Origin of the sequence: Corallococcus sp. NCSPR001 (genome assembly GCF_017309135.1) — a bacterium.
Classification (GTDB): domain Bacteria; phylum Myxococcota; class Myxococcia; order Myxococcales; family Myxococcaceae; genus Corallococcus.
On record NZ_JAFIMS010000002.1, the window covers coordinates 4,278,948 to 4,298,786 of the forward strand.

15 protein-coding genes are annotated in these 19,839 nt (G+C 69.1%); 8 read left to right on the plus strand and 7 right to left on the minus strand.

Annotated elements, in window-relative coordinates:
- The first annotated feature begins 2 nt into the window (after positions 1-2).
- Positions 3-863 (plus strand): acyl-CoA desaturase, encoded by an 861-nt coding sequence (locus JYJ93_RS19405; protein ID WP_269012460.1) that lies wholly within the window; start codon positions 3-5, stop codon positions 861-863.
- On the opposite strand, the gene JYJ93_RS19410 is transcribed toward JYJ93_RS19405, so the two are convergent.
- Positions 841-2,256: a radical SAM protein gene (locus JYJ93_RS19410; RefSeq protein WP_206793414.1), complete on the minus strand. Its 1,416-nt coding sequence runs from the start codon at positions 2,254-2,256 to the stop codon at positions 841-843. The two genes, JYJ93_RS19405 and JYJ93_RS19410, sit on opposite strands and share 23 nt — an antisense overlap.
- A 287-nt stretch (positions 2,257-2,543) precedes the next feature.
- On the opposite strand from JYJ93_RS19410, the gene JYJ93_RS19415 reads away from it, so the two are divergent.
- Entirely contained in the window at positions 2,544-4,265 is a 1,722-nt protein-coding gene (locus JYJ93_RS19415) for a hypothetical protein (protein WP_206793416.1), read from the plus strand.
- A 55-nt stretch (positions 4,266-4,320) separates the two neighbouring features.
- Here JYJ93_RS19415 and JYJ93_RS19420 read toward each other — a convergent pair whose 3' ends face one another.
- The 3 genes from JYJ93_RS19420 to JYJ93_RS19430 all read right to left on the minus strand — a co-directional run bounded on the left by JYJ93_RS19420 (position 4,321) and on the right by JYJ93_RS19430 (position 6,813).
- Positions 4,321-5,346, minus strand: coding sequence for an inorganic phosphate transporter (locus JYJ93_RS19420; protein ID WP_206793418.1), 1,026 nt, complete (start codon positions 5,344-5,346; stop codon positions 4,321-4,323).
- 1 nt (position 5,347) lies between these two features.
- Positions 5,348-5,974, minus strand: a complete 627-nt coding sequence (locus JYJ93_RS19425; protein WP_014397546.1) for a DUF47 family protein — start codon at positions 5,972-5,974, stop codon at positions 5,348-5,350.
- Between the two features lie 176 nt (positions 5,975-6,150).
- Complete coding sequence (locus JYJ93_RS19430; RefSeq protein WP_206793420.1) at positions 6,151-6,813, minus strand: iron-containing redox enzyme family protein; 663 nt, start codon at positions 6,811-6,813, stop codon at positions 6,151-6,153.
- 219 nt (positions 6,814-7,032) lie between these two features.
- On the opposite strand from JYJ93_RS19430, the gene JYJ93_RS19435 reads away from it, so the two are divergent.
- Complete coding sequence (locus tag JYJ93_RS19435; protein WP_206793422.1) at positions 7,033-7,917, plus strand: fatty acid desaturase; 885 nt, start codon at positions 7,033-7,035, stop codon at positions 7,915-7,917.
- A gap of 53 nt (positions 7,918-7,970) precedes the next feature.
- Here JYJ93_RS19435 and JYJ93_RS19440 read toward each other — a convergent pair whose 3' ends face one another.
- A complete protein-coding gene (locus JYJ93_RS19440) occupies positions 7,971-9,407 on the minus strand; it encodes a M28 family peptidase (protein ID WP_206793425.1) in 1,437 nt (478 codons plus the stop codon).
- A gap of 318 nt (positions 9,408-9,725) precedes the next feature.
- Between JYJ93_RS19440 and JYJ93_RS19445 the strand changes: the two genes are divergently transcribed.
- Entirely contained in the window at positions 9,726-10,541 is an 816-nt protein-coding gene (locus JYJ93_RS19445) for a hypothetical protein (RefSeq protein WP_206793426.1), read from the plus strand.
- A 51-nt stretch (positions 10,542-10,592) separates the two neighbouring features.
- Here JYJ93_RS19445 and JYJ93_RS19450 read toward each other — a convergent pair whose 3' ends face one another.
- Both JYJ93_RS19450 and JYJ93_RS19455 read right to left on the minus strand, forming a co-directional pair.
- Positions 10,593-13,043, minus strand: a complete 2,451-nt coding sequence (locus JYJ93_RS19450) for a transglycosylase SLT domain-containing protein (protein WP_206793428.1) — start codon at positions 13,041-13,043, stop codon at positions 10,593-10,595.
- A gap of 209 nt (positions 13,044-13,252) precedes the next feature.
- On the minus strand, positions 13,253-13,942 hold the full coding sequence (locus JYJ93_RS19455; RefSeq protein WP_206793430.1) for a DNA-binding protein: 690 nt from the start codon (positions 13,940-13,942) through the stop codon (positions 13,253-13,255).
- 253 nt (positions 13,943-14,195) lie between these two features.
- Between JYJ93_RS19455 and menA the strand changes: the two genes are divergently transcribed.
- The 4 genes from menA (at position 14,196) to JYJ93_RS19475 (ending at position 19,823) form a co-directional block, all read left to right on the plus strand.
- Positions 14,196-15,125, plus strand: coding sequence for a 1,4-dihydroxy-2-naphthoate octaprenyltransferase (gene menA, locus JYJ93_RS19460; RefSeq protein ID WP_206793432.1), 930 nt, complete (start codon positions 14,196-14,198; stop codon positions 15,123-15,125).
- A gap of 256 nt (positions 15,126-15,381) precedes the next feature.
- A complete protein-coding gene (locus tag JYJ93_RS19465; RefSeq protein WP_206793434.1) occupies positions 15,382-17,313 on the plus strand; it encodes a hypothetical protein in 1,932 nt (643 codons plus the stop codon).
- Positions 17,314-17,328: 15 nt separating this feature from the next.
- On the plus strand, positions 17,329-18,468 hold the full coding sequence (locus JYJ93_RS19470) for a hypothetical protein (protein ID WP_206793435.1): 1,140 nt from the start codon (positions 17,329-17,331) through the stop codon (positions 18,466-18,468).
- Between the two features lie 101 nt (positions 18,469-18,569).
- A complete protein-coding gene (locus tag JYJ93_RS19475) occupies positions 18,570-19,823 on the plus strand; it encodes a cytochrome c (RefSeq protein ID WP_206793437.1) in 1,254 nt (417 codons plus the stop codon).
- Positions 19,824-19,839 lie beyond the last annotated feature (16 nt).

Consider the following 19,839-nt stretch of genomic DNA (forward strand, 5'->3'; position numbering starts at 1 on the left):
GCGTGCTCCTTCCTCGACTCCGCACCGGGTACATGAACACCGCGCCGCTCCGCTTCCAGCTCAGTCCCGTCATCGTCATCTACATGCTCGTGGTCCACGGCCTGGCCGCGCTGGCGTTCTTCCTGCCCTGGCCTCCGTACGCGCTGCCGGTGGCGCTGGCCGTGTACGTCTCCATTGGCCTGGGCACCACGGTGGGGCTGCACCGGCTCTTGTGCCACCGCGCCTTCGCGTGTCCCCGCTGGGTGGAGTACGCGCTGGTGACGGTGGCCATGCTCACCGCGCAGGGCAGCCCGCTGCTGTGGGCCGCCAACCACCGGCTGCACCACGCGAAGGCGGACGCGGACGGGGACGTGCACTCGCCGCTGCGCGGCTTCTGGTACGCGCACATGGGGTGGATCCTCAACGAGGCCTCCACGGAAGAGGACGGCTGGCGCACCTGGTGCCGCGACATGGCGGATGACGGCTACTACCACTGGCTCCTGCGCTACCGCATCGCGCCGCAGGTGTTGGCGGTGCTCGTCGTGGGGCTGACGTTCGGCTGGCGCGCGGTGCCCGCGTACTTCTTCCTGCCCGTGGTGTGCTGGATGCAGAGCACCTACGCGGTGAACTCCGTGTGCCACGCCGCGTTCGGCGAGCGCGTGCACGACACGCGCGACCACAGCCGCAACGTGTGGTGGGTGAGCGTGCTCGCGCTGGGCGAGGGCTGGCACAACAACCACCACGCCTTCCCCGCGTCCGCGCGGCACGGCTGGGTGTGGTGGCAGTGGGACCCGGGCTGGCTCTTCATCCGGGCGCTCCAGGTCTTGGGGCTGGCGTGGGACGTGCGCCTGCCGTCCCGCCTCAGGTCAGGACCTGCGGCGTGAGGCCCAGGCCGGGCATCCGCTCCGCGTCCCACGCTTCAATGGCATCCAGCCCCGCGATGTAGCGGCGCTCCGGGTTCTTCACCGGGTTGCGGATGCTGACGATTTCGGGCCCGGAGAAGAGGATGGTCTGCCTGTAGCGGGGCAGGTCACTCATCATCAGCTTGGACGCGTAGTGCCGCGCGATGTTGGGCAGGCTGCCCAGCGTGCGGCACAGCCGCTGGAAGTGCTCCACCACTTCCGATGCGTGCATCTGCTTGGGCCGGTGGCACAGCGTGTAGCCGTCGTAGTCGCGGCTGGTGGTGCCGGGCAGGAGCCGGTCTTCCGCCTTCAGCTCGCGGAAGAAGGGCGTCTCCGGATACGGGCACACGATGCCCAGGAACGTGACGGAGAAGTACTTCAGGTCCGCCAGGTAGTCCGGCAGCCGGTGCAGGTACTCATTCGTGTCGCCGTCCGAGCCGACGATGAGCCCGAAGGACAGCAGGATGCCGGCGGAGAAGACGCGGCGGATGACGGCGTCCACCTCCGACAGCTTGTTCTGGCCCTTGTTCATCGCCTTGAGCGAGTCCGGGTTGAGCGACTCCAGGCCGGTGTAGACGTAGCGGCAGCCCGCCTTCGCCATCAGCTTCACCAGCGACTCGTCCTTGAGCACGTTGAAGGTGAGCGCGCAGCCCCACGTCTTCTTCAAGGGGATGAGCGCTTCGCACAGCGCGCGCAGGTACTTGGGCGAGCCGCCCAGGTTGTTGTCCAGGAAGACGAAGGCGTCCCCCATCAGCCCCAGGAAGTTCGGGTTCCAGCGCATGCGCGTCTGGATTTCGTCGATGACCTCCGGGATGGGCCGGAAGCGGTAGCGCTCGTGGCCGGTGAGCACGCAGAAGTTGCACGTGAAGGGGCAGCCACGCGACGCCTCGATGCCCGGCAGGCGCACCTTGTTGTGCGTGAAGTCGATGAGCTCGTAGCGGTACGGCCGGATGGCCGCGGCGCCCTGCGACGGCAGGCTGTAGCGGGGCTTGAGGCAGCCCTTCTCGAAGTCCGCGATGAGCGCGGGCACGTTGGACTCCGGCTCCCCGGTGATGACCGCGTCGAAGTACTTCGCCGCGTCGTCAGGGAAGTGGCTCGCGTGCCGGCCCCCGGCCACCGTCGTCATGCCGCGCTGACGGAAGAGGGTGGAGAGGACCTTGGTGTGCTCGTAGTACGAGTGCAGGTACGAGAAGAAGACGAGGTCCCAGTGCCGGTCCAACGGCAGGTCCGCCTCCTTCTCGTTGAAGATCTCCACCTCGGCGTGCTCCGGGCACAGGCCCGCGATGAGCTCCGGCACCGAGGACTGCATGATGGAGGGTTCCTTGATTCGCAGCCGGGTCGGATGGGTGTACGTGGCGATGATGGCGATGCGCATGCGAGCGGGCCTGGCGGCGCGCGCGGATGCAACGGGCGCACGCGTTCGTGTTTTCACCTGCCGGACCGCGTCCCCCTTCGTCGGTGGAGGATCACCCGGAGTCCGGGCGCTGGCAAAGGATCTCCATCACACGCGCCGCACTCTCCGCGTGTTTCCGGTGGCAGCGGACGACCCAGGAGGACCTATCTCGTGTGGGGGGCGTGCTGATAGATCTTTGAAACATGGATACTTCACCTTCGCCAGCCGCCCCGGGTTGGCCGTTTAAGCGTTACTTCTGGATTTCCATCGTGTTCGCGGTGGCACTGGGCGCGCTGGCGTTGCGCTCGGGATTCATGCCGGATGACTTCATCTGGCTGGGCGTCTGGGACAACATTCCGCCGCCCGCGCCGCTGGGCAACACGCACCTGGACGTGTACCGCACGGCCACGGGCATCCCGGAGCACACGCTGCGGCTGGCGGAGGTGGGCGTCTTCCCGTGGTGGGTGGAGCCCACGGTGCGCGTCTCGTTCTTCCGGCCCCTGGGCAGCCTGCTCTACGGACTGGATCACCTGCTCTACAACCGCGTCGCGGTCGCGTATCAGATCCACTCGGTGCTCTGGTACCTGGGCCTGGTGGTGCTGGCGGGCGTGCTGTTCAAGCGCGTGCTGCCCACGGCGCTGGCGGGCGTGGCGATGTTCCTCTTCGCCATCTGGGGCTCGCACGCGGCGGTGCTGGGCTGGCTGTCGTACCGCAGCGTGGTGATGTCGCTGCTGTTCGGCGTCCTCGGGCTCTACCTCCACATCCAGTGGCGGGAGCAGGGGAAGAAGAACGCGCTGGTGGGCGCGCTGGTGTCCTTCGCGCTGGCGCTGCTGTGCGGTGAGACCATGGTCATCCTCAGCCCGTACGTGCTGGCCTACGAGGCCTTCTCCGGCCCGGGGCAGGCGAAGGACAAGCTCAAGGGGCTCATCCCCTTCGGCGTGCTGATGGCCCTCTACTTCGCGGCGTACCGGGCCATGGGCTATGGCGCGGGCGGCTCGGACATGTACCTGGATGCCCTGGGCACGCCGGTGGCGTGGTTCCAGGCGATGCTCGGCCGCGTCCCGGCCGCCATCGCGGGCCTGACGCTGAACGCGCCCCCGGACTTCATCTTCGACCAGTCCCTGGTGCCGCTCTTCACCGTCATGGGCGCGGTGGGCCTGACGCTGTTCGCGCTGCTCGTGTGGGGCGTGTGGCCCCGGCTGGAGGCCGCGGAGCGGCGCACGGTGGGCTGGATGCTGACGGGCGCGTTCGTGTCCACGTGGCTGTCCAACTCCGCCTTCGCCGGCTCGCGCACGCTCATCGTGCCCAGCCTGGGCATGGCGGTGGGGCTGGCCGTGGTGCTGCGCCACGCGTGGACGGGGCGGGCGAAGACGTTCCGCGCGGGCGCGGTGCTGGCCGGCGCGGCGGTGATGGCGCTCATCCACGTCGTGGGCTCGCCGTACATCTGGTGGCAGACCATGGATCAGTACGCGGCGGCGGACGCGCTCATGGGGCGCGTGCAGGCGCGCTACGAGGAGGCGTTCGACGAGCAGCAGCTCCCCAACCAGCGCGTGGTGGTGCTCAACGCCCCCAACGGCATCATCGGCATCTACGGCTCCGTGCGCTGGTGGTCCTCGGGCCAGCCGCTGCCCAAGGCCTGGTGGGTGCTGTCCTATTCGCTCTACGAGCAGAAGGTGACGCGCACCGGCCCCAACTCGCTGGAGCTGTCGCTCACCCAGGGCGGCCACTTCCTGGACTCCGTGGAGGAGCGCATCCACCGCGCCGCGCGCCACCCGGTGCACCAGGGCGACACGTTCGACATGAAGGGCATGGTCGTGAAGATCGAAGAGGCGGACGCGCAGGGCCCCACGCGCATCTCCTACACCTTCGACGTGCCGCTGGAGGACCCGTCGCTGAAGCTGTTCCAGTGGCAGAACAAGAAGGTGGTGCCCTGGGTGCCGCCGGCCGTGGGCGGGCCGTCCACGGCCCTCAACGTCCGCGTCGTGCAGTAGGGAAGAAAGCACCAGGTGGCGCGGGGGACCTTCTCCCCCGCGCCCCGGGCTTCTCTCAGCCCACCATCCGGACGATGGCCAGCGTGAGTCCGTACACGATGACGGACACCAGCGCGGCGGCGGGGATGGTGAACACCCAGGCCCAGATGATGCGGCCGGCGGTGCCCCACTTCACGGCCCGCCAGCCGCGCGTGGACCCCACGCCGACGATGGCGCCGGTGATGGTGTGCGTGGTGGAGACGGGGATGCCCAGCTCCGCCAGCGCGATGATGGTGACGCCGCCGCCCGTCTCCGCGCTGAAGCCGCCAATGGGCGCCAGCTTCGTGAGGCTGTGGCCCATGGTGCGGATGATGCGCCAGCCGCCGAAGAAGGTGCCCAGGCCGATGGCGGCGTGGCAGGAGATGATCATCCACCAGTCGATGTGGAACGGGCGGTCGCGCCAGATGGTGCCGAAGAGCACCACCGCGATGATGCCCATGACCTTCTGCGCGTCGTTGGTGCCGTGGCTGAAGGAGAAGATGGCGGACGACACCAGCTGCAGCCGGCGGAACCAGGTGTCCACGCGCAGCGGCGTCTGACGGTGCACCGCCCAGGTGCTGGCCAGCATCATCCCGATGCCCAGCGTCATGCCGATGAGCGGCGACAGCACGATGAAGGCCGCGATGCGCGCGATGCCGCTGCCCACCAGGCCCTCGAAGCCCAGGACGGGCAGGGTGGCGCCAATCATCCCGCCCGCCAGCGCGTGCGACGACGACGAGGGCAGCCCCCACCACCAGGTGAGCAGGTTCCAGACGATGGCGCCCATCAGCGACGAGAAGATGACCATCAGCACCGCGGTGGGGCCGGCGGCGCGGAGCATCTCGAAGTTGATGATGCCCTTGCCCATGGTGTTGGCCACGTGCACGCCGCCCGCGAAGGCCGCGATGAAGTTGAAGAACGCCGCCCAGGCCACGGCCAGGTTCGGCGACAGCACGCGCGTGGACACCACGGTGGCGATGGAGTTCGCCGCGTCGTGGAAGCCATTGATGAAATCGAAGATGAGCGCGACGGCGACAATGGTGACGACCGCTGCGAGCAGCATCTCAGGAGTGCTCCAGCACGACGCCTTCGATGACGTTGGCCACGCCCTGGCACTTGTCCGTGGCCGTCTCGATGAGGTCGTAGATCTCCTTCCACTTGATGATGGTCAGGGTGTCCACGCCGCTCTTGAACAGCCGGCCCATGCCCGCGCGCAGGACCTCGTCCGCCTGGGTCTCCAGGCGCTTGATCTCCATGCAGCCCGCGAGGATCTGCTCCGGCTTCTTGATCAGCCGCAGCGCCGCGACGACCTCCTGCACCTTCTGCGTGGAGAGCACCAGCAGCCGCGCCAGCTCCGTGGCGTCCGCCCGGGTGGACTCAATCTCGTAGTAGAGCAACCTCGCCGCCGCCGCGTTGGTCAGGTCCAACACGTCGTCGATGCGCGACAGCAGCGTGTGGATCTGCCCCCGGTCGAACGGGGTGATGAACTGCTGGTGGAGCCGGTTGAAGGCCGTGTGGGTGACCTCGTCGCCCTTGTGCTCCACGTCCTTGAGGGCCTGGACGCGCGTGGGCACGTCCCGGAAATCACTCAGGAGCTCGTGTAGGAGCTTCGCTCCCTCGACAGTTCTGGCGCATTGCGCGTCGAAGTCGTCGAAGAACTCGTCCGACTTCGGCATCAGCTTTTCGAGCATGGGGATCTCCCTCGGCGCCTGGAGGGACAGGAGCTATCCGCCGCGGGAGGGGGTGGCGCCTCTAGGGGGTGACACTCCCGTGACGCGGGAGTGACTACCCTACCTGGAGAGATTCGCCAGTGTTCCGTACGAAAACGTACGGATTCCGGGGGGTTGCGCTTGACGCGAGCGGCCGCTCAGACGACGCGGTTGCGCAGCTCCTCGAAGAATCCCACCCACAACTGCCACATCTCCTCCGCGCCGCGGGTGATGGTGGCCAGCTCCTCGTCCGTGTACTGGAGGCCCACCGTGTGCCCGGCGGTCTCCACGTGGTCCGGCTCCTGCTTCACGTGGATGTCCACCCAGGGCAGGGCCTTGAGGCCCGTGGTGCGGCGCACCAGCTTGCCCAGCTTGGCAACCATGGTGAGGTCCGCCACCTCCGTGCCGTAGAGGAAGCCCAGGCCGGTGAGGTGGCTGTCCGTGGAGCGCTGGTAACCGTCGATGAGCCGGCGCGTCGCGGGCGTCATGTCCGCCTCGGACACGCCCGCCCGGGTGAAGCCCGCGTCCGTCATCGTCTGGATGAAGAAGCGCTCGTGCGCCCTCGCCGGGTCTCCCTCGCCCACCTCCTGGTTGAGGATGTGCGTCACGGCGGTCTTCATCTCCATCTGCGGACAGACGGCGATGAGCTTGCCCAGGAACGTGGGGAAGTAGTGCAGGGGGTGCCACCACTGACCCAGGACGAGCTCCGCCTGGTCGCGGCTGAAGGCCTTCTCATCCACCACTTCGAAGAACCGGTGCTTGATCAGCTGCTCTCGGTGGGGGTTCTTCGCCAGTGCCGCCTCGATGGTCTGGTTCCGCATTGCCGCCTCCAGGGTGGTCCAAAAGGGCTGGGTCGGCGTTTATCACAAAGCAGGACTGCGATTCTTGGAAATATAGAAAGACAAGTTCAACGTGACTACGTTGTTTACCGTCAGTGTGGAACGTGCAGGCAGGCGAGGGTGGGCTGTTCGGCGTGGGGGCTGACAGCCTACAGTTGGAAAAGAGGCATTTTTCTCCTGGCCCCCTTGTACGGAAGGCGCATGACCCTGTTCCGGCACCCTGAAGATCGCATCCCGGTCCTGATGTTCCTTGGCGTCTTCGCGCTCGACATGACGGTGTTCCTCACGGCGCGCAGCTGGTGGGTGCCGGTGCTGTGGTTCGGGCTGGGCATCATCCCCAAGGGGTGGATCTGCTCGTGGAACCACCACCACCAGCACCTGTCCTTCTTCAAGCACGCGCTGCCCAACCGCCTCCTGGAGATCGTCTTCGGCTTCCAGACGGGCGTGACGTCGCAGGCGTGGTTCCTCCACCACGTGCTGGGCCACCACAAGAACTACCTGGACCAGTCGCAGGACGAGTCGCGCTGGAAGCGGGATGACGGCTCCACGATGGGCGAGGTGGAGTACTCGCTGGGCACGGCGCTGACCGCGTACCCGCGCGCGTTCCAGGTGGGCAGGAAGCACCACCCCAAGGCGCTGCGCACGTTCGTGTGGATGGCCGCGCTCCAGGTGGTGCTGCTGGCGGGCCTGTTCTGGGTGAACCCCTACAACGCGCTCTTCGTGTTCCTGCTGCCCATGATGGCGTCGCTCTACGTGACGACCTGGGCCACGTACTTCCACCACGTGGGCCTGGAGACGGCCAACCACTCGGAGGCCTCGTACAACATCCTCCACAAGGGCTACAACCTGATGACGGGCAACCTGGGCTACCACACCGCGCATCACACGCGGCACGGCCTGCACTGGTCCAAGTTGCCGGAGCTGCACGCGCAACTGGCGCAGGAGATCCCCGCGAACCTGTACCGTCAGCCGGGCATCCCGTTCGTCTGGCGCGGCTCTGAAGAGAAGCTCGTGCTGAGCGACCACGAGGTCGCCGCGCTCTCCGGCGCGACCGTGGCCCCGAGCAGCGAGAAGCTGGCGGCCTGAAGCGGGGCCTCTTCCGCCGGAAGCGCTCCTTCCGGCGGAAGAGAGGCGCGGCGCTACTTCTTCGGCTCCGGCGTCTCCGTCGTGCGGTTCGCCGCGATGTTGATGACGTTGAGGAGCAGGTCCTTCACGCGGCGGGGCTTGTTGCCGCCGTTGTCCTCGATGATCTTCTCGATGTCGTCATCCTGCCGGTGGTACTCGGGGATGAGGTCGCCGCCGCCCTCGGGGTTGGACAGGCCCTCGAAGAGGAAGAGCACGTCCTCTCCCTTGCGTCCGAAGGACGCGCCGTCCTGCCGGTCGCGGTAGACGTTGATGTCGCGGTTGATGCGGTCGAACGGATCCGCCAGCTGCTGGTTCGCCTGGTCCACCACGTCGCGGAAGTAGTTGGGCTGGCCCTTGGTGTTGGTGTCCACCACGGACAGGCGCTGATCATCCCAGCGGCCCACCATGTCCGTGTTGATGACGCCGGCGATGTCCTTCAGCTCCAGGCCGGGGATGGGGTGGTCCACGAAGTACTGCGAGCCCACCAGGCCCTTCTCCTCCGCGCCCGTCCAGATGAAGAGCACGGAGCGGTCCAGCTTGCCGTTCTTCGCGGCCTCCGCCAGCTCCGGCACCGCCGCCATCAGCACCGCGCTGCCGGACGCGTTGTCGTCCGCGCCGTTGTACGCGTTGCCCTTGCGGTCCACGCCCACGTGGTCCAGGTGGGCCATCACCACGATGACCTCGTCCTTGTGCGGCCCGGTGCCGGGCAGCATGGCCATGGTGTTCACCGCCTGGCCCGTGGCCGTGGCCACCTGCTGGAGCTCCTCCACGCTGCGCTGCTTGCCCGCGCGCGCCGGCACCACCGACTGGCCCGCCGCCTTCATCGTCTGCTCGTACTGCTGATTGAGCTTCTTCAGCGTGTCCTTGGGCATCTTCTCGTCCAGGTAGAAGCCCTCCTGGAACATCGTGTGGCCGAACTGCTTGTGCCCGGCATGCCCCGCGTGGGCCGCGCCCGCCGCCTCGCCCGCCTTGTCCGCGCCCAGCCACGAGTAGACCTTGAACTTCTGCTGGAAGGGGTTCTCCGGGTTGTTGATGTTGGGGCCCACGAGCCCGTACTTCTCCGCGTGGGCCTGCACGTAGACGGAGGCGGCGTCCAGGCCCGCGGAGGGGCTGTCACGTCCCTGCAGCGCGTCCGAGGCCAGGTACTCGATGTGCGTCATCGGATCCGAGTCGGCCAGCGCGGGCGGCTCGGTGGGCGCCTCCGGCGGCACGGGCGTCGGCGCCGGTGCCGGAGTCGGGGTGGTGGGCGCGGGCAGCCCCAGGATCGGCGGCGGCGCGGGCAGCCGCGGCAGCTGGCCGGGCGCGGGCTTCGTGCCGCTCGCGGACTCGAAGCCGTCCTTGAAGGCGAGGGGGCGGTTCCGGGACTTCGTCTCCGTCGTCCGGGCGTCCTGCGAGGACAGCCGCGAGACGGAGGTGAGGGGACGCGAGCTGTCGTTGATCTTCGAGGCCATGGTGGGGTGTCCGGGGGGAGGAACCGCGCTCCCCAGATTATCCGTCGAACCCCCCGCGGAGTTGTGCGTCACGGCAAAGTTCCGCCCGCGTCCGGAGCATCCCGTGAATCCCCGTTTCAGGACCGTGCCCGCGCGTGTGACGTCCTGACGCTCCGTGTGAGACCGGACTTGCTACAAATCGCATGTTTCATGTGACTTTCGGCGCTACTCCGTTTTCTCAATCAATGAATGTCACGAGTGAAACAGACGGACTCCAGGTGTTGGCGTGGACGGTGCAGTAGGGCCGCGGGCAGTCCACCCCACTCCATGAGGTCGTGAATGCATCTGAAGATCACGGGTTCCCTGCTGGCTTCCATGCTGCTGAGCATCACGGGTTGCGCGGGCGGTGCCGACGACGGCCAGGCCTCCGGCTCGCTCGGCGCGCAGGAGGCCGCGGCGTCCCAGTGCGTGAAGAAGTTCGACGGCATCACCAGCTGCGCGCTGGGCCGCGCGAGGCTGGACTCCGTCGCGGACGGGCTGGCGGTGTCCAACCTCACGACCCAGAAGGACGGCATCTCCAGCAGCTTCACGCAGGCCGTGAAGTGGGAGCAGCGCGTGGCGGTGAGCCTGGGGGCGCAGGGCGGCTACCAGCTGGCCGCGCGTGATGGCGACCAGGTCGTCAGCACGCTGAAGGTGACGCCGGGCCGCGAGGCGAACACGGTCAACATGCTGCCCACCTTCACGGGCTCGCCGGGCGGCTCCGCGTACCGGATGAACATCTACCGGGGCGGCGTGCTCCAGGGCTCCAGCCCCCAGCCGGCCGGGCTGATGATCACCTTCACCAACTGGCGGGACTTCCTCCGCTGGGCGGAGATGAACCACCACTTCCTGAACGACTTCGACATCGACGGGCTGTCCACCGGCTCCGCGGAGACGAACGTGGGCGCGTGCGTGTGGCGCCTGGATTCGGAGAAGAACACCTTCACCGTGAACATCGACGGCAAGGCCATCACCGGTGACTCGGTGGAGTTCATCGAGACCATCGCGGATGGCGCGTACCCGTACCGTCACTTCACGGGCATCGACACGAACGCCATCGCCGGCCAGTACACCATCCGCTCCGAGTCCATCACCCAGCCCACGGGCGTGAAGTAGTCAGGACCGACCGCGCCGGACGGGGATGCGCTTCCCGTCCGGCGTGAGCCGCTAGCGTCTTCCGGAGACGGAGGACGTGGGCGTCGCCACGTTCCGGCCGCTGCCGCCCACGCCCGTGGCGGGGCTCATCGCGGGCGGGCGCACGGCCTCCAGCGGGGCCTTGCGGGCCGGCGCGAAGGAGGCGGGCACTTCGTTGGCGTAGAGCAGCTTGTAGGCGCTGTAGCTGCTGAGCACGCGCTTCACGTAGTCGCGGGTCTCGTCGAAGGCGATGTGCTCCACCCACTCGTCCAGCTCCGCGTCGGGCAGGGCCTTGCGCCAGCGCTCCACCGCGTTGGGGCCCGCGTTGTAGGCGGCCACCGCGTAGGCGGGGTTGCCGTTGAAGTGCTTGAGCAGCGAGCCCAGGTACGCCGCCCCCAGCCGGATGTTCGGCGCGGGCTGGAGCAGCGACGACATCTCGAACGACGCCAGCTTGAGCGAGTCCGCCACCGCCTGCGCCGTCGTGGGCATGAGCTGCGCGAGCCCCAGCGCGCCGGTGGACGAGCGGGCACGCGGGTTGAACCGGCTCTCCTCGCGGATGAGGCCCTGCAAGAGGTCCGGGTCCACGCGCGCGGCCTTCGAGTAGCTCTGGATGAGCGGCCGGAACGCGAGCGGCCACGTCGCCTCCCACACCGGACGGGACGCGGCGCTCAAGGGGCCCGCGGCCTCCTGGCGCAGCGTCACGCGAGCCACCTGCCGCGTGGCCCGGCCCCGGCCGGTGCGGCGCATGGTCTGGTACAGCAGCCGCGCGGGCGCCTCCGCGAGGCCGCGCGTGTCCACCGCGAGCAGCTCCTCCACCACGCCCGGCTGTCCCAGGCGCAAGAGCTCCACGCCCGCCGCGAAGCGCGCATCCTTCTGGAGCGGGCCCGGGGGCAGGGGCCAGACCTCGTCGCCAGCCGGCGCGGCGGTGTTCACGCTCTTTGCCACGGCCGGTTGCGCGGCGCTCTCCGTCAACCGCGCCAGCCGCTCCGGCGCGTGCTGCGCCAGCCGCGTGCGGGACAACAGCCCGTACCAGGCCGTGGGCCGCTCGGTGGCGATGAGCTCGTAGCGCGCGAGCGCCGCGTCCACCGCGCCCGCGTTCTCCTGGGTCCGGGCCTGCCAGTAGCGCGCACGCCAGAGGGCGTCATCGGTGCGCGCGGCCTCCGGCAGCTGCTCCACCGACATGAGCGAAGCCAGTCCCTGCTGCGTCTCGCCCTTGCGCAGGTGCAGCCAGTAGGCGCGGAAGAGGGCCTCGGCGGCGAAGTTGCCGGCGGGGTAGCGCTTCGCCAGCGCTTCGTAGTTCTCCAGCGCTTCGTCCGCGCGGCCCAGGCGCTGCTGCGTCCAGGCCTCGAAGAACAGCGCGTCGTCCGCGTAGCCGTGCTCCGGGTAGTCGTGGGCCAGCGTGGCGTACGTCTCCACCGCCGCTTCCGGCTGCACCACGGACTGCGAATAGGCCAGCAGGTAGAGCGCCTGCGGCCGCTGCTCGGGAGACTGGCACTCGCGCGCCACCGGCTCCAGCACCTGGATGGCGCGGCGGTGCTGACGCTCCTTGCGCAGCGCGCGGCCCAGGGTGAGCTGGGCGCGGCAGGCCAGCTCGTCCGGCAGCTCCGTGCGGGGCCCCGAGCGGGCCAGCATGTTCATGGCCGCGACGTTCTGGTGCACCTCTACCAGCGCCTCCGCGCGGCGCACGCGCCACTTCATGGGCAGGGGTAGGTCGCGCAGGAGGGCCTTCGCGCGGTCCGCCTCCGGTGACAGGGGCGCGGTGGCCCAGACCTCCAGCAGCGCGCGGTGCTCGGCGTTGTACTGCCCCGCGGCGCGCGCCAGGTCGCAGTACGCGAGCAGCGCCTTCATCCGCAGCGCGTCCGGTCCGCGGGCCTGCCGGTTGTCGATGAACTCCTGGAGCGCCGCCAGCGCCTCCGGGATCTTCAGCTGGCGCTTGAGCACGCGCGCCATGGTGAAGCGGGCCTCTGGATAGAGCGGGGAGCTGGGGCTGACCTGGCCATACTGCTCCGCCGCGCGCAGCGGCTTGCGCAGCCGTTCATGCGCCTGCGCGGCCTTCATCAGGCAGTGGTCGCGCAAGGGGACGTAGTCCTCCGCGAGCGCGGTGAACTCCGCGGCGGCGTTCGTGAAGTCGCGCGCGAGGAACGCGCTCTGCGCCTGGAGGAAGCGGCCGGGGAGGGAAGCGGGAGACTCCGTCGTGAGCAGCGCCCGCGCGGACTTGTACCGGCCGCGGTCGAACTCCGCCTTCGCCTTCGCCAGCAGGCCTTCCGCGAAGTAGGAGGAAAGCCGCTCCGGCCCGAAGGCCTCCGCCGTCACCTCGTCCTGCGAGGGCTGCGCCGTGGGCGTGTCGAGCAGGGCCTCCAGCTTCTCCTCCGACATCACGTCGCCAGACTCGTCCTCGTCCGGTGCCTGTGCCCACGCGGTGCCCGGGGCCCACAGGCCCGCGCACGCGAGCACGACCGCTGCTGTTCCTCGAAGTCCGTCCATGCCAGCCCTCGTTCGTCCGCCAGGGACCCGGATGGATTGGCACTGCCGGTGAGCTTGGAACCTGCCCGCCTGTCCGCTTGCCAGGCTCGCGTTGGCTTTCGTGCATCCGCTCCCAGGCACACACCCGGAGCGCTGCACGAAAGCCAACGGCCCGCGGACCCTGCGTCTGGCGCATGGGGTGCTACATACCCAGGGGCGCCTGCCTGCTGTCAGGGCGCGGCGTTCTGCACCGAGAGGTCGCCCGGCATGCGGGGCGCCACCTCGTAGGTCGTCTCGTACTGCGCGGCCAGCCCCACCACGGCGATGCGCTGGCCCACGGTGAGGGCCTGGAGCGCGGCCTTGTCGAAGCCGGCGGAGACGTGGACGAACACCTGCACCTCGCCGCTGCCGTCGTCGATGTAGAGCTTGTAGCCGTAGGGCGAGTCGTCCTGGAACGCCTGGGTGATGGCGCCGCTCACGCGGATGAGCTCGCCCTCCACGGACTCGTTCACGCCGCCGGTGGTGACCTCCTGGGGCGACACCTGCTCCGTGCCCGACTTCAGGTCCACGTCCTCGGGCGCGCTCTTGAGGATGCGCAGCATGTTCTGCTCGTCCAGCGTGCCGGTGACGCGCACGCGGGCGCCCAGGCCGAAGGACAGCTTCTGCTCCAGCTTCACGTAGATGCCGCCGGTGTCGTCCTGGATGGCGAAGCCCTCATCGCCCATGGCGGAGGCGAACGTGCCGGGAGCCACGGTGACCGAGCCCTCCACCGTCACCTCCGAGCCGTTGGAGCGCGAGCGCGCATCCTCGATGGAGAGCACCGGATGGCAGCCGGCGAGCGCGAGCACGAACGCGCTCAGGAGCGTCAGGGCGCTCCGGCGCGAGAGGGGAGGGGAGGCGGGAAGGGAGGTCGGGTTCATGGCCGCCTTTTACCATCGGGCGGGCGGGGATGGCTCGTATTTCTGATTGTTCATGAATTCACCGGAGGCGGCCTGACGTCTGCCTTTGTGTCACGCCGAGGCCGGGCGCACTGTCGACACACTGCGTCTGCTACGGAGCGTGGAGACATGTAACAGGTGATACATGAGGAGATCCGATGTGATTCATTGGGTCCTCTTGCGGTCCTCGGGCCTGTAGCTTTACCGTGCGCCTGCAGCCCTCCCCCGGACATCCATGGCCACTCCGAGTCTCCCGTCGTCGACTGTCGCGGTCGAAGAAGCCAGGCCCTCGCTCGCCCGCATCTGGTGGGTCGCGCTACGTCCCAAGACGCTCACCGCGTCCATCGCGCCCACGCTGGTGGGGTGGGCCTTCGCCCATGTGGAGGGGGGCTGGCGGCCGGTGCCGGCGCTGACCTTCCTGGTGGGCTTTATGCTGGCGCAGATCGTCAGCAACCTGGTGAACGACTACTCGGACTTCGAGCGCGGCGCGGACACCGCTGCCCGGCTGGGGCCCGCGCGCGTCACGCAGAAGGGCTGGCTCACGTCGCGCGAGGTGGCGGCCGCCGCGGCCCTGGCCTTCACCGGCGCCGCGCTCGCGGTGCTGCTGCTGACGCAGGCGGGGGGCTGGCCCGTGCTCGTGGGGGGCGCGGTGTGCCTGGCGGGCGCGGTCCTCTATTCGGCGGGCCCCGTGCCGCTGGGCTACATGGGCCTGGGGGACCTGCTGGTGCTGCTCATCTCCGGCCTGCTGGGGGTCACCGGCAGCTACGGCGTGCTCACCCATCACCTCTCCGGCGACGTGGTGCTCGCGGGCCTGTCCATGGGGCTCATCGCCGCGGGCATCCTCGCGGTGAACAACCTGCGCGACCGCGAGACGGATGTGCTCGCCGGCAAGCGCACGCTGGTGGTGCGCTTCGGCCGCCGCTTCGGCCAGTGGGAGTACACGCTCGCGGTGGCCGGGGCGTTCGCGCTGCCAGTGCTCGCCTGGGCGCTGTCGCCCGCGCATCCGCGCGCGTGGCTCTTCACGCTGGCGGGCCTGCCGCTCGCGGCGGTGCAGATCCGCGCCATCTGGCGCGAGGACGGCGGCGCGCTCAACCCGCACCTGGGGCGCACCGCGGGGCTGGGGCTGGTGTTCGCCGTGCTCCTGTCCACCGGCCTCAGCCTGTAACCGAGCCATCCGACGCCCTGAGTCACCCGCCCGCGGGGCCCATGTCCCTCACGCGATCTGAAGTCCGCGAATTGCGCGGACTCTCATAATGTGGTCAGTTTGAACCGATGAGGTGTTCTCCTCCCAACCCTTCCCGGGCCTCACCGTCTCCGCGTGGCGGAGCGATGGTGGCGTCGGGAACGGTGGGTCGCGTGGGCCAGCGCGTGAGGATACCTGCTCCCTTTCCTCCCCCCGACTCCCTCCGGCCTCGTCTTCCATGAACCGCTCAATCCTGCTGAAGAGCGCGTGGTGCGCCCTGCTGGTGCCCCTGCTGTCCTGCAACCTCCTCAAGGTCACTGATGACGAGGGCTCCACGACGGGCCGCGGCGCCAAGCGGTTCGACCCGTACCAGGGCCTCAACTCCGGCGCGGTCCGCCTGAGCCTCCAGTACATCAACGGCTGCGCCTTCCTGCCCAACGGGCAGATGGTGGCGAAGAACGGCGTGCCGTTGATGCACAACGACGCCCCGGTGAACTACCCGGACATGTGCATCACGCCGCTGGGGCAGAACCCGCTGACGCTGTCGCCTCCCACCGGGACGCTGCAGATCCTGTCGGACACCCAGTACTTCCTGAACCAGTTCTCCGTGTCGGAGACCGTGGTCAACCAGCACAACAACCCCACCGACCAGACCGCCGCGCTGGCGTGGATCAAGAACCAGTCCGTCTTCTCCGGGCTGGACTGGACCAACGTCAACCAGGGCCCGGACGAGTGGAGCTTCTACAGCCTCGCGGGCGCGGTGGAGGACTGCTGGACCCGCGAGGTGCATTTCGGCAACGCGAACTGGCAGAAGGTGAAGGACGACACCATCACCGTGGAGGTGCTGGACGAGACGGGCACCTCGCGCGCGAGCCAGACGTACCTGCGCTCGGAGCTCCTGGCGTCCTCGCCCTACGCGGGCCACAGCCGCTTCTCCTGGCGGTCGGAGAACCTGAAGCCGCCGCGCTTCCCCGGTGACAAGGACCCCGGCACGGTGACGGGCTTCACGGGCGGCCTGGACCAGAGCGCCGTCACGCGCACCATCGCGCGCGTGGACTGGGTGGGCAGCACCAACCCCTTCAAGGTGCTGCGCGTGCCGCGCCTGTCGGGTCCCGGCGCGCTCAAGGCCACCTGGAGCCAGCTGCCGGACAAGCCGTTCTTCTTCCCCGTCACGTACATCGTCCCGGATGACCGTCCCTCCACCTGCACGGACGACGCCGGCAACGCGGTGCAGTGCAGCCCGGGCCTGGACTCGCGGCTGGTGTTCTCACCTCCGAAGGAGGGCAGCTTCTACAAGCCCGGCGAGGACGTGAGCGTCTACGTGGACCTGCGCGACAGCGCGGGCGCGCACCTGCACTCGCGCGACCTCTTGCCCAGCGCGCGCGAAATCATCGGTGGCCAGTCCAACGGCATCCAGACCTTCGTCCCCAACGTCATCACGACCATCACGGAGAACGACTCCATCTCCAACGTGGCCATCGCCGGCCCCATCCAGGACCTGAAGGTGCTGGGCAACCCCAGCGACACGCCCGAGTTCTTCGCCCGGCCGTTCCCGTTCGCGTTCCTGGATGACGCCACGCTCACGGGGCTGACGCCGGGCCTCATCGACTACAAGTGGCCCACCCGCCAGACGTTCACGCTGCCCGCGAACGCGAAGCCGGGCACCTACGTGGCGCTGGTGAAGTTCAACCGCGCGGCCCTGGGCGAGCGCGTCGCCAAGCTGAACCCCTTCTTCTTCCAGGTGGGCCAGGACGAGCCGACGACGTACCCGGGCAACGTGGGCAACTGCCAGATCTGCCACCGCGGCGTGCTGTCGCTGGACAACCTGCGCCACGGCCTGTCGGTGGACCACATCGAGAGCTGCAAGGTCTGCCACCACTACGACACGGACACGGTGGGCCGCACGCAGGAGATGGTGCACCGCATCCACATGAACTCGCCCAGCTACCCGGCGAACCGCGCGGACTGCACCGTGTGCCACCTGACGCGCAAGAGCACGGAGCGGCCCAGCCTGGCGCTGTGCGGCTCGTGCCACATCTCCCAGCACGGGGACGAGTTCTTCCAGATCGCCTTCAACCAGCGCGGCACGCCCAGCCGGTTCGGCAACTGCGCGCAGACCTGCCACGGCGGCGATCAGCTCCCCGCCAGCCACATCCTCCCCGCGAAGTAGGGGAAGCCACCCGCCATGCAAAGAGCTCTCTTCGTCGGAACGCTCCTCGGCGCGGCCCTGCTGAACGCCGGCTGCCAGGACTCCTCCAACAACCCCGCGGTGTCGACCTTCACGCCGCGCCCCACGTATGAGAACCGCGAGCCGGAGGGCCTCACCTCCCGGCTGAACGGCTTCACCGTGGACCCGGAGGCCTACTTCTTCAACCTGGCCGGCTGCGCGCCAACGCCCGAGCAGTGCCAGCTGCCGCCGCTGTACGCGGAGTTCAGCCCGCTCCTGCAACGCGCGGTGGTGCAGAACGCGGCCATCTCCCTCGTGGACAGCGGCACGGGCCAGGTGCTCGCGGAGAGCGGCGTGGTCGCGCCGTCGGACGCCAACGGCGTCTGGACCCTGGACAAGGTGCCCACGCGCCGGGGCGCGCCATACCTGGTGCTGTCGCTGGGTGGGCCGCAGGCCGCGCTGGCCAACAACGCCGTGATGCCGCTGCCGCCGCCGATGCTGACGCTGCAGCCCGTGCCGGCGGGCACCTACGTGCCCACGCTGACGGTGCGGCCGGTGGTGCCCGCGCACAGCGCCTGCGTGGGCCTGGAGGCCCTGCAGATGAGCGACAAGGGCATCCTGGAGGCGGTCGCGAAGTATCTATCCTTCGAGGGCACGCCCACCACGGTGGCGGACCTGCTCAACCCGGGCCGCTTCGGTGGCGTGACGGTGTTCTGGCTGTACCGGCCGGGCTTCCCCGTCTTCCGCGTGCCGGCGGCGAACACCACCGTGGAGGCCAGCGCGGGCCGCGTGCTGAACATCGAGTGGGCGCCGCCGGGCGTGCTGCCGCCGCCGCTGGCGGGGCTGCAGTCGACGCGCGGCTTCTTCATCCCGCCGGTGGCGCCCGGGGGGACTCCGGCGCCCTTCAGCTCCCTGGGCCTCGTCGCCGTCGTCCACCCGCCGCTGCCGCAGCCGCCCATGGGGCCGCCGCCGGTCGTCCACTACACCGCGAAGGACACCACCACGAGCGACCCGGAAGGGCGCCCGTGGGTGCTCCCGCCGCTGGACCTCCCCGTGGCCCCGGGCAGCGTGACGTTCGCCGGCCTCCAGATGTACAGCAAGACGCCCTCGACGACGCCCCAGATTCCCCCGCCCAGCACCTGCCTGCCGGGCCAGTAGCCGCCTCACCCGTCCCAACGCCGGCGCTGCCGTCCACTCCTCCCCGTGGAGCGGACGGCGGCGCCGTGTGACGTCCCCGTTCATCCGGAGAAGCGTTCCCCATGATGAAGAAGATCCTGATCGCCATTGGTGCGTTGGTCGCCCTGGTCCTGATTGGCGCGGGCACCGCCATGGGCGTGGCCACCCACAAGATCAACAAGACGTATGAGAACGTCGCGCTGCCCAACATCACGCGCGACAGCTCGCCGGAGGGCATCGCGCGCGGCGAGCAGGTGTTCCGCGCGGTGTGCGCGGAGTGTCACGCGGGCGGCGGCAACACCAAGCCCACGGGCGTGCGGATGCACGACTTCCCGCCAGAGCTGGGCACGTTCTACTCCGCGAACATCACCTCCGACCCGGAGAAGGGCGTGGGCGCCTGGACGGACCAGGAGATCGCCCGCATGGTGATCAACGCCATCGACAAGAACCACCACGTGCGCCCCATGCCCGCGTTCCCCAACATGGGTGACAAGGACCTGGCGGCGGTCATCGGGTTCATGCGCTCGGGGCACCCGGACTTCGCGCCGGAGAAGACCCAGCCGCCGCGCTCCACGCTGACCCCCATGGGCCGGATGGTGTTCTCCTTCGCCATGGGCATCAACGACAAGGGCCGCACGGAAGTGGTGCCCGTGCCCGCGAAGGCGGCGGACTCCGTGGAGTACGGCCGCTACGTGTCCGCCAGCGTCTACGACTGCGTCTTCTGCCACTCGCCGGGCTTCGAGGGCAGCGCCGCGAAGCTGCAGAAGCCGGAGACCGTGCTGAGCGGCGGCTTCGAGTTCGACATGGTGCCGCTGGGCGGCGAGGGCAAGCTGCTGTCGCCCAACATCACCGTCAGCGAGACGGCCGGCATCGGCAAGTGGACGCTGGACGAGTTCAAGCACGCCATGCGCACGGGCGTGACGCCCGCGGGCCACATCCTGCGCGCGCCCATGCCCAAGTACCGCTACGCGGACGACGCGGAGCTCACCGCCATCTACACCTTCCTGCGCTCCATGAAGCCCAACGACACCGTGGTGCCGCCGCCCGCCGGTGGCCGCCCCAAGGCGGAGCCGTCCAACGACCCGGAGAAGATGTTCAGCTCCCTGGGCTGCGCGACCTGCCACGCCCCCGGCAAGGCCTACGAGGCCAAGCTCCAGGGCGCCAAGGGCAAGGCTCCGGAGGAGGTGGCGAAGTGGATCCGCAACCCGGAGTCCTTCAAGCCCGGCACGCAGATGCCCACCTACGAGTCCCTCGTCGACGAGAACAACGCCCTGGCGCTGGCCAAGTACGTGCTGGGCAGGACGGGTGGCACCGTGAGTGAAGGCACGGCGCCCTGAGTTTGACGGCGGTGTG

What these genes read in the sequence shown, in the direction of transcription:
- JYJ93_RS19410 (WP_206793414.1), bottom strand. Translation starts at nt 2,256, where the DNA reads ATGCGCATCGCCATCATCGCCACGTACACCCATCCGACCCGGCTGCGA.
- JYJ93_RS19420 (WP_206793418.1), bottom strand. Translation starts at nt 5,346, where the DNA reads ATGCTGCTCGCAGCGGTCGTCACCATTGTCGCCGTCGCGCTCATCTTC.
- JYJ93_RS19425 (WP_014397546.1), bottom strand. Translation starts at nt 5,974, where the DNA reads ATGCTCGAAAAGCTGATGCCGAAGTCGGACGAGTTCTTCGACGACTTC.
- JYJ93_RS19430 (WP_206793420.1), bottom strand. Translation starts at nt 6,813, where the DNA reads ATGCGGAACCAGACCATCGAGGCGGCACTGGCGAAGAACCCCCACCGA.
- JYJ93_RS19435 (WP_206793422.1), top strand. Translation starts at nt 7,033, where the DNA reads ATGACCCTGTTCCGGCACCCTGAAGATCGCATCCCGGTCCTGATGTTC.
- JYJ93_RS19440 (WP_206793425.1), bottom strand. Translation starts at nt 9,407, where the DNA reads ATGGCCTCGAAGATCAACGACAGCTCGCGTCCCCTCACCTCCGTCTCG.
- JYJ93_RS19445 (WP_206793426.1), top strand. Translation starts at nt 9,726, where the DNA reads ATGCATCTGAAGATCACGGGTTCCCTGCTGGCTTCCATGCTGCTGAGC.
- JYJ93_RS19450 (WP_206793428.1), bottom strand. Translation starts at nt 13,043, where the DNA reads ATGGACGGACTTCGAGGAACAGCAGCGGTCGTGCTCGCGTGCGCGGGC.
- JYJ93_RS19455 (WP_206793430.1), bottom strand. Translation starts at nt 13,942, where the DNA reads ATGAACCCGACCTCCCTTCCCGCCTCCCCTCCCCTCTCGCGCCGGAGC.
- menA (WP_206793432.1), top strand. Translation starts at nt 14,196, where the DNA reads ATGGCCACTCCGAGTCTCCCGTCGTCGACTGTCGCGGTCGAAGAAGCC.
- JYJ93_RS19465 (WP_206793434.1), top strand. Translation starts at nt 15,382, where the DNA reads ATGAACCGCTCAATCCTGCTGAAGAGCGCGTGGTGCGCCCTGCTGGTG.
- JYJ93_RS19470 (WP_206793435.1), top strand. Translation starts at nt 17,329, where the DNA reads ATGCAAAGAGCTCTCTTCGTCGGAACGCTCCTCGGCGCGGCCCTGCTG.
- JYJ93_RS19475 (WP_206793437.1), top strand. Translation starts at nt 18,570, where the DNA reads ATGATGAAGAAGATCCTGATCGCCATTGGTGCGTTGGTCGCCCTGGTC.